The organism is Pseudomonas sp. CCC4.1 (genome assembly GCF_035019225.1).
In the GTDB taxonomy this organism is placed as follows: domain Bacteria; phylum Pseudomonadota; class Gammaproteobacteria; order Pseudomonadales; family Pseudomonadaceae; genus Aquipseudomonas; species Aquipseudomonas bubulae.
Map to the genome: position 1 here is coordinate 117498 of NZ_JASJWL010000008.1, position 9247 is coordinate 126744.

The following is a 9247-nucleotide window of genomic DNA, read 5'->3' on the forward strand; positions in this document are numbered from 1 at the left end:
AAGAAGCGATTAGAACTATGGGGAGAGTTGTTGCTGCTGCGGTTTATAACGCAGGCAAGAAAGTCACCAATATCACGCTGGACGAAGGCATTGAGTGGGCGAAAAAGCCTGGTCACTTCGTCTGGATTGGTCTTGAGCAACCCGACGCGCAAGAGCTGGCCAACTTGCAACGCCAGTTCAACCTGCATGAACTGGCCATCGAAGACGCCCTTGAGCAACACAGCCGTCCCAAGCTCGAGACCTTTGGCGATGCGCTGTTTATCGTGATCTATTCTCCGGTTCGCCATGAAGGCAAACTGGAGTTTGTCGAAACCCATATCTTTGCCGGCAACGGCTATATCATCACCAGCCGCAATGGCCATTCAGCCTCTTACAAATCCGTACGCCAGCGTTGCGAAGCACGGCCGCTGCTGCTGGAGCATGGTGAAGACTTTGTGCTGTATGCCCTGCTCGACTTCGTTACCGAGAGTTATCAGCCTGTCAGCGAAGCCATCCATGCCGAAATCGAGCAGCTCGAACAAAGCATCATGGGCAATGCCCTGAATGAGGCGGACATCGTCCACCTGCATGGCCTGCGCCGCGATGTACTGCGTCTGCGCCGCTATGTGGCGCCCATGGTGGAGATCAGCGAAGAACTGCAGCGCCTGACCTTCCCCTTTATCGACAAGAACATGCGTCCTTATTTTCGTGATGTGCAGATTCACGTCACGCGGCAGATGGAAGATCTCACCAACCTGCGCGATGCCGCTACCCAGACCATTGAGATCGTTGTGCTACTGGAGTCTTCACGCCAGAGCAATGTACAGCGCAAGTTCGCCGCCTGGGCGGCCATCCTGGCGTTCCCCACTGCCGTGGCGGGGATTTACGGGATGAACTTCCAGAACATGCCGGAATTGACCTGGCACTACGGCTATTTCGGTGTGCTGGGGTTTATTGCGGTGGGCGTCACCGGCCTGTGGACCAGCTTCAAACGGTCTGGCTGGCTCTAACCCTCTCACCCTGTGGGAGCGGGCTTGCTCGCGATTCAGACAGCGCGATTGTTCAGCCAAACCGCATCGTTCCAATCGCGAGCAAGCCCGCTCCCACCTATATCGAGCCGGATATCAGGCGATCTGCGGCTTGTGCGACACAAAACGCATCATCCACTCGGCAACGGTGCGGCCATGATGATCCTGGCCCAGGCTGGCGATACCGCTGCTGTAGACCTGCTCGCCCAGATGTTCCTGGCGCAGGTCAAGCAAGGCCCGCGAATAGTCGTGGATAAACTCGGGGTGGCCCTGGAAGCACAGCACCTGATCATTGATGTGGTAGGCGGCAAACGGGCAGAAATCACTGGAAGCAATGACCGTGGCGTTCTCCGGCAAGGCCGTAACCTGGTCCTGATGGCTGATCAACAGCGTCAAGTCCTCGACCACCGGGTTCATCCACGGTGCCTTGGCAGCCAGTTTGTACTGGTGGGTGCCCACGCCCCAGCCTTGAGTGGCGCGCTCGCTCTTGCCACCCAGCAGCAGCGCCAGCAATTGATGGCCAAAGCAAACGCCCAGCAACTTGTCACCGCGCTCGTAGCGGGTCAACAAGTAGGTTTTGAGGGTTTGAATCCACGGATCGGTGCCAAATGAGTCCGCCTTGCTGCCGGTAACCAGGTAAGCATCGAACGTCTGGTCATCAGACGGATATTCGCCATGCATGACATTGAAAACAGTGAACTGTGCCGCGATTGGCTGCGTGGAGAACAGGCGCACAAACATTTGCCCGTAGCCCTGATATTGGTCAACAAACTCTGGACGCAGAATGTCGGTTTCCAGAATGCAGATGCGTAGCGACATAAAAGTACCTTGCACGATAAAGGCGAAAGTAATGATGACAACAGATCCGAGCCTGCCCTGAAAGGGTATTTGATGGCAAGTACTGAACGTAGTAATCACCCTGCAACCCCTGAAAACGGGGGCCTTTTGTAGGACAAAACAGGGCTGCACTGCACTCCCTGACGAACGGTAGGGGGCTAAGAATATGGACACCAAACGGGCCCGTTGCGTCTAGATACGGGTCGGCAGGTCAGGGGTAAAAGACTTAATAGCGTTTTAGAAACTTACTGCACTTGGATGATGTTAAAGGGTTCTAAGCCATGTCTTATGGGGGCTCTAAGGTTAACCCTGTTGCCAGGGCCGCTTTCTTTTCGAGGCATTAATCTCTTGGCGCAGGCATTGTCGTTCAGGAAAAACAAAAAAAGGCAGATAGCCATGTTCAAACATACGAAAGTACGTCAAGCCGGTCTTATCCTCTTTGCTACCACCTTGCTGCTGATCTTGCCGAACCTGACAAAGGTTATCGGTTAGACATGCCAATATGCCGAAGACGTGCGCCCCTGCGCGTCTTCGCGGGCTAAAGTTGCTGGCTATAAAACAGAACGGCCGGCCCTGAGGCCAGCCGAGAAACGATCAAACACCTTTCAATTGAGCAGGCCACGCACCTCCTGCTTCACGCCCCAACCTTCGATAATTCCTCCCAGCGGCACGACTACTGCTTCAAAGTCCTGCTCGAAATCGCCGATGCCCCCATAAGTGGCATACATCACCTTACTCAACTCCAGATGCCATGCACCGTCATCTCGCACATTGATCTGCGCATTCAGGGACTCACCACAAAATTTTTGTGCAGCTCTGCGCGCCCGCTCCTCGTCCGGGAAGATCGCGTAAAACTCGATGGGATGGATACGTGAAAAATCAAAACCGCCTTCTTTCATGCGGCGCAGCACATAGCTGCTGAGGTCTTCTTGATGGGCTGTGCTCATGAAACGTCCTCCTCGCAATGGATAGACATTCAGCGCTCCCCTTCGGCAACAGTCGGGCCGTGACAAGGGAAGAAATAAGCATGTAGCAAACAAGATCAGAGCCAGTCGATTACTTCGCTGGTCTGGTTGCAGAGTAGCTCCAGGGTGCGGGATCTGCCAAGGGGGCAAGCCATGAATTTCAACAGGTTTTTTCGTTTGTCGGAAAAAACCGCGCCCGGTACCCGGACAGATGCGCTGTCCAGGACCCGGCTTGCGCTGCTGTGAGTTACGGCTTTTCAGCGCGCTCTTTCAGCCCTTTGAGGGTATTGAAAGGCGCATCGACCACAAACTTGTTGGCCAACCAGGAAGGCACGCTGCCGCCCGGCTCGGTGTGTACCTGATAGGTCACTTCGGTCAGGTTGTCACCTTTGGGCACCAGCTTCCAGAAGCCGTTGACCTGGGCAACCCGTACAAAGCCCTTTTCTTCCGGGATATAGGTCGGCAGGCCTTTGAGCGTGCGGGTCAGGCTGCCATCTGCGCCTTGGGTAGACGTTACCAGCAGCACCGAATCTCTCGGGGTAACCGGCCACGGTGTTTTGAACTGGGTGTAAGTCCAGCTCTGGTCGCCCTCATGCTTGAGCAGCTTTTGCGACTGGCACTCATGGATCCAGGCACAAGCGCTGGCCACGTCTTCCTGCAACTTGCTGATTTTGGCCAGTGGCGCCTTGATGGTCGTCACGCCCTGGTACGCCTTGTACTGGGAGCCGGCCACCTCACTCAGCGACACCTTGATGCCGTCCTGATCCTTGGCAACCTTCCAGTCTTCAGCCTGAGCCACACCCGCCAGCAGAGCGCTCAAACCACAGATCAATGCCACTTTATGCAACGAACCCATTGTCTTGTTCCTTATTGTTGAAGGTTTGTTCACTGGACACGAACACACTATGCAGCGGTCACCTGCTCCCACCAGCCAATCAGGTTGATGGCTTCTTCCCGATTGCTGCCGCACACCTCGATATCTGCCTTGAAATCACCACACACCGCAGGGCGTTGCGGCTGGCCGAACAAACCGCACAAGTAGTCGACAGAAAGATGCAGGCAGCGTTCCCCGGCAGGCTTGCCATTGGGCATACCGGGCAGCGGTGTACTGATGGAAGGGGCTATGCAGCATGCGCCACAGCCTTCACGGCAATTCATGACGTCAGCTCCTCGTTCGGGGCAAAGTGTGTTGATGACAAGGGATAGTACTCGCTGGAACAGGTGTTTGAAATTGACCGTTCAGCAGAATGTGCCGATAAATGACGGTGACTGATCAGTCAGTTTAGAAGGCTGTTTTACAGCGCTCGACACTTATTGTTTGAACTCGAAATCCAGTGCCGCACCTTCGATTTCATTGTGTCGATATTCATTGCGCAATTGCAGGTCCATTTCATTACTGAGCAAACGCCCATTGAGCTGAAAAGGACTTTCTTCGACAGACTTTTCGCCAAACATATTGGGCAGTAACGGTTTGTGCGCAGGCATGGCTACCGTGCCCAAGGGCCGCAGTTGCTTGACCATCTCGGGCGGCAGGCGCAGGTCGAGCTTGGCAGCAGGCAAGGGCTTTTTGGCGATTTCATGGGCCGACCGGGATTTTGTGGCGATTGGCTTACGCTTTTTGACCGGCGCTTTTTTCTCGCTGGCGGCAGGTTTTGCCGATGAATGGACAGATTGCGTCTGCGCAGAAGTGGATGCGGGGAGCACCGGATCTGCTGTTGCAACGACTGCATTGAGCGCACTCAAAACACCCATCAACACAAGACTCACACAATATGTCGCTTTCATAACTCCCACAGCTTTAACGGTTCAGGTGCGTATGCTCGCGCTTTACGCACAGGGGAACAAGGTAATTATAGTCAAAATGCCATACCGGCTATTGCAGAGCCACCATATAGACCTGCAGTTTCCTGGCAGAGCTGGTTGGCAAGCATGCCAAGCGTCATCAGGGCCCGCTCGGCTTCCCGATTCCAGGGCGTGCCGCAGTTTAACCGGATGCAATGATTGAACTGCTCGGTGTTACTGAAAATCAGCCCCGGCGCAATACTGATGCCTTGTTGCAGCGCCCGCACATGGAGCTCCTGGGTATTGACCCGGCCCGGCAAACTGACCCACAGGATAAAACCACCGCTGGGGCGAGACATCTGCGTCCCTTCCGGGAAATGCTGTTGCACCGCCAGCTGAAAAGCACTGAGGTTTTTTCTGTATTCCTGGCGGATATAGCGTAAATGGCGGTCGTAACCGCCATTTTCAAGGTAAGCCGCCACCCCCATTTGGGTCACGCTGCAGGCCGAATGGGTGGTAAAGGTTTGCAGGCGCTGGATTTCCTGCTGAAACTTGCCCGCAATCATCCAGCCGATTCGCACACCGGGTGACAGGGTTTTGGAAAAGCTCGAACAGTAGATCACCCGATCCAGGCGATCAAAGGCCTTCAAGGCCTTGGTGCGCCCGACCTCGAACATCAGTTCGCCATAGATATCATCTTCCACAATCTGGATATCAAAGTCCGAGGCCAGGCGTAGCAGCTGCTTTTGCCGCTCTTCAGGCATGGTCCCACCCAGGGGGTTGCTCAGGCGCGTGGTCAGCACCAATGCCTTGATCGACCATTGATTGGCGGCCAGTTGCAGGGCTTCAAGGCTCATGCCGGTGGCCGGGTCACTGGGGATTTCAATGACTTTCAAACCCAGCAGGTCAGCCAGTTGCAACAAGCCGTAGTACGTTGGCGACTCCGCCGCGATCAGGTCTCCGGGGCGGGTCAGCACCCGTAATGACATTTGCAGGGCATCGACACAGCCGTGGGTGATGATCACTTCAGACGGATCGACCACCACGCCAGCATCGCGCATGCGTATTGCCACCTGGCGGCGCAGGGGTTCGAAGCCGGGGCTGAACATATAGCTGAACGCCCGCGGGCTGTGAAAGCGGGTGACCTTGGCCAGTTGCTGGTGCAAAGCGCGTACAGGCAGGTAATCGACACTGGGCACCGCCGCTCCCAGCGGGAACACACCTTCGCGGCGGGACTCGACCAGGACTTGCTGGATAATGCTGCTGCGGGTGACCAGCCCCGGACGCTCGACACGGGCGATATCCGGAGTGGGTGCGGTAAGCGCCGGGGTCTGGTGCACATAATATCCGGACTGCGGCCGTGCCCGGATCAACCCCTGGTCTTCAAGATTGGCGTAGGCCTGCAACACCGTGGCATGACTGACGTTGAGCTGCGAGCTCATCTTGCGCACCGAAGGCACACGCTCGCCCGGCTGATAAACGCCACGCCGGATATCTTCAGCCAGCTGCTGAGCGATACGTTGGTAAAGCAAAAGGTTGGTCATGGCGCTGCACTCGATGTTCAGGCTTTGTTTTTATGGGGAACAATACCGGAACAGTTTAGAAGTGTACGGGCACAGTTGTCACTTATCTAAGCCGTACAGCGCGAGTGCGGGGGTAACTGTATGGGTGCGGACAATGCAGCTGTGGGAGCGAGATTTGCCCGCGATGGCAGCACCGCGGTACGCCTGGCACACCGAGCCGCTCCAATCGCGAGCAAGCCCGCTCCCACAGTCCAGGCAAATCCCGGTTTTAGCGAGCGGCGCCCAACTGGCCTTTTTCGTCCGAGAAGACGATTTCAACACGACGGTTCTGGGCCCGGCCGCGCTCACTGGCGTTCACATCCACCGGGTACTGGTCGCCATAACCTTCCACCTGGATACGTTTCTCGTCGATACCCAGGTCGATCAGCACATCCGCCACTGCCTGGGCACGGGCCATGGACAACTTGAGGTTATCCTCCGTGCCGCCCGTGCTGTCGGTGTAACCCTCAATCCGCACAATGCGCTTGGGGTTGAGTTGCAGAAACTGCACCAGTTTGAGCACCGTGCGGTTGGCCGAATTTTTCAAATCGGCTTCGCCTGTATCAAACAACACGTCACCCAGGGTCATGACCAGGCCACGATCGGTCTGGGTCGTGGCCAGGCTGACGATTTGCTCTTCCAGCCATTGGCCCTGCTGCTGAACGCTTAACAGCTTGGCCTCCCGCAAGGCCAGTTGCAGTCGCTGACGCTCCAGCTCGAGCTTGGCCGCGCGCTCTTCATTCAGCACCTGCTGGGTGTGCTCACGGGCGATTTCGCTGTAACGCTGGCTCAAGTAGGCGTAATGCGCAACGTCATCACCGCTGCCCCAATAGCTGGACAACCGGTCAGCACGCGCCAGGGACTCACCGGAGCGGATCACGTCCTTGGGAGCGATGCGCAATACATTGGTATCTTCCTTGACGGCCTGGAAGTCGGTACCGGCCTGCTGCAAGGCCTGCTGGCTGTTGTGATGGCCGGTGCAACCGCTCAGGCCGATAGCCAGCGCCCCCATGTAAGCTGCGGACTTGAGGCTCATTGCGCCTCCGCCAGTTGTTTGCGCAAGCGCGCGATACGGGTATTGAGCACGTTCAATTGTTCCTGGCTTTTTTGCGTCAGCACACGAGCTTCAGCCAAGCGGGCGTCAAGCTCCGCCTGTTCAGCCTGCATGCGCGCGTCCTTGTAAGATTCATCTGCCATATCGGCCAGCGCTTGGGCCAACTTGTCTTCGGCTTGTTTAAGCTCGGCCAGGTCATCGGCTTTTGCACCCACCGCCTTGGCTTGCTCCAGGGCCTGCTCGGTCAAACGCAATTGTTCATTCGGCGCAGGATCGGCTGCACACCCCGCCAGAGCCACAACGGCCAGGGCAGCGAAAAGAGGTCGAATTGTCACTAGGGATTCCTACTGTTTTGGGGCGCTGAGCGGTTGTTGCAGCTGGGTTTTCCACCGCTCCAGATTGCGTTGCACTACCGCCTCGGTCAGGCCGGAGGCGGGCAATTCTGTCATCTTTTTGGCGAGCTGTCCGCGCAACCACGGCTCATTACAGGCTGAGTCATGGGAAACAGCCAAAAACAGCCCTGGCTGATCGACAGGTTGCGGATGTGCCAGCAAATCATCGGCGATGCCCAGGGTTTGCGCAGTGACCATACCGGCATAACGACCGGCCAGTACATACTCGGCCTGCCCCAGCAGCAGCTTCTGAAAAGCCTGGGTCAACCCGGGCTGGGGCTCCAGGGTCAGTTGATGACGGGCAAACTCATTGAAGGTTTCGCTTAAACGGGCCTTTTCCGAGACCGCGCCCTTGTGCCCATGCAAGTCTGCGGGCGTTTCGTAGATCAGGGGAGAATCTTTGCGCGTCCACACCAGATAATCGTTGCGCACCAGCGGCGGGTGGATGTAATCGAAGGAAGAAAGCCCGGCCACGGTCAGCGGAGCATCGAGCAGCAAGTCCATGCGTCCGGTACGAACCTCGTCATGGGCCTGGGCACGCTTGCCGCCATAGAGCACTTCAACCTTGATCCCCAGCTCGTGGCCAGCCTGCTGGATCAGGTCGGCACTGGCGCCGATCAAATGGGCAGGGTCGGCCGGATCACGCCACAGGTAAGGCGGGGCATCGGGGCTGCCGGTGACGATCAGGCGTTCGCATTTGCCCGCCGCCTCGGACAGCAATGGCAAAAACACCAACCCTGCCAGCAGCCTGCTGATCTGACGCATATCCATACCCTACACTCCCTCCACACAATTGACAGGCATTAAAAAGCCCGGTTACCCGGGCTGTGAAAACAGGCAGGACACTGAGTGCCCTACCCTTCCCCACGCCCCGGTAACCGGGCCCTTTATAAGTGAAGCAACTGGATTAAACCAGTTTCTCCAGCTCAGGCACAGCTTCGAACAAGTCCGCTACCAGGCCGTAATCGGCCACCTGGAAGATCGGTGCTTCTTCGTCCTTGTTGATCGCAACGATCACCTTGGAATCTTTCATCCCGGCCAGATGCTGGATCGCGCCGGAAATACCGACCGCAATGTACAGCTGTGGCGCAACGATTTTACCGGTCTGGCCAACCTGCATGTCGTTGGGTACGAAGCCTGCGTCCACAGCGGCGCGGGATGCGCCAACAGCAGCGCCCAACTTGTCAGCCAGGGTGTACAGCAGCTTGAAGTTGTCACCGTTCTGCATGCCACGGCCGCCAGAAACCACAACCTTGGCTGCGGTCAGCTCAGGACGGTCCGACTTGGCCAGCTCTTCGCCAACAAACGACGAAGTGCCTGCATCGTGAACCGCTGCAACCGCTTCAACCGCTGCCGAACCACCTTGCGCAGCAACCGGGTCGAAACCGGTGGCGCGTACGGTGATCACTTTGACCGGCGCAGTGGACTGTACGGTGGCAATGGCGTTACCGGCGTAAATCGGACGAGTGAAGGTGTCGGCGCTAACCACCGAAATGATCTCGGAGATCTGATCAACGTCCAGTTGCGCAGCAACGCGCGGCAGGATGTTTTTGCCGTTGGAAGTAGCTGCAGCCAGGATATGGCTGTAGCCAGCGCCCAGCTCTGCAACCAATGGCGCAACGTTTTCAGGCAACTGATGGGCGTAGGC

General features: G+C 56.9%; 11 protein-coding genes. 1 reads left to right on the forward strand and 10 read right to left on the reverse strand.

The features are described 5' to 3' along the window. Positions 1-17 precede the first annotated feature (17 nt). Entirely contained in the window at positions 18-989 is a 972-nt protein-coding gene (locus QN377_RS05750) for a magnesium and cobalt transport protein CorA (RefSeq protein WP_095002262.1), read from the forward strand. 114 nt (positions 990-1103) lie between these two features. On the opposite strand, the gene QN377_RS05755 is transcribed toward QN377_RS05750, so the two are convergent. The 10 genes from QN377_RS05755 to QN377_RS05800 form a co-directional block, all read right to left on the reverse strand. Next, positions 1104-1826, reverse strand: a complete 723-nt coding sequence (locus tag QN377_RS05755) for an amidotransferase (protein ID WP_095002263.1) — start codon at positions 1824-1826, stop codon at positions 1104-1106. Between the two features lie 623 nt (positions 1827-2449). Further along, a complete protein-coding gene (locus QN377_RS05760) occupies positions 2450-2791 on the reverse strand; it encodes a ribonuclease E inhibitor RraB (RefSeq protein WP_016779973.1) in 342 nt (113 codons plus the stop codon). A gap of 265 nt (positions 2792-3056) precedes the next feature. Further along, entirely contained in the window at positions 3057-3665 is a 609-nt protein-coding gene (locus QN377_RS05765) for an START domain-containing protein (RefSeq protein WP_095020313.1), read from the reverse strand. A gap of 47 nt (positions 3666-3712) precedes the next feature. Beyond that, the gene (locus QN377_RS05770; RefSeq protein ID WP_016779971.1) at positions 3713-3967 is read right to left on the reverse strand and encodes a YkgJ family cysteine cluster protein; all 255 of its coding nucleotides are present in this window, start codon (positions 3965-3967) and stop codon (positions 3713-3715) included. A gap of 153 nt (positions 3968-4120) precedes the next feature. After that, a complete protein-coding gene (locus QN377_RS05775; protein ID WP_303396360.1) occupies positions 4121-4594 on the reverse strand; it encodes a translation initiation factor 2 in 474 nt (157 codons plus the stop codon). A gap of 71 nt (positions 4595-4665) precedes the next feature. Continuing rightward, on the reverse strand, positions 4666-6135 hold the full coding sequence (locus QN377_RS05780; protein ID WP_095002266.1) for a PLP-dependent aminotransferase family protein: 1470 nt from the start codon (positions 6133-6135) through the stop codon (positions 4666-4668). Between the two features lie 247 nt (positions 6136-6382). Next, entirely contained in the window at positions 6383-7189 is an 807-nt protein-coding gene (locus tag QN377_RS05785; protein WP_095002267.1) for an OmpA family protein, read from the reverse strand. Further along, entirely contained in the window at positions 7186-7542 is a 357-nt protein-coding gene (locus tag QN377_RS05790) for a DUF4398 domain-containing protein (protein WP_095002268.1), read from the reverse strand. The genes QN377_RS05785 and QN377_RS05790 overlap by 4 nt, the downstream gene beginning before the upstream one ends. A gap of 9 nt (positions 7543-7551) precedes the next feature. Continuing rightward, complete coding sequence (locus QN377_RS05795) at positions 7552-8370, reverse strand: substrate-binding periplasmic protein (protein ID WP_095002269.1); 819 nt, start codon at positions 8368-8370, stop codon at positions 7552-7554. A 136-nt stretch (positions 8371-8506) separates the two neighbouring features. Next, on the reverse strand, positions 8507-9247 hold a 741-nt coding region (locus tag QN377_RS05800; RefSeq protein WP_323567613.1), incomplete at its 5' end, for an electron transfer flavoprotein subunit alpha/FixB family protein.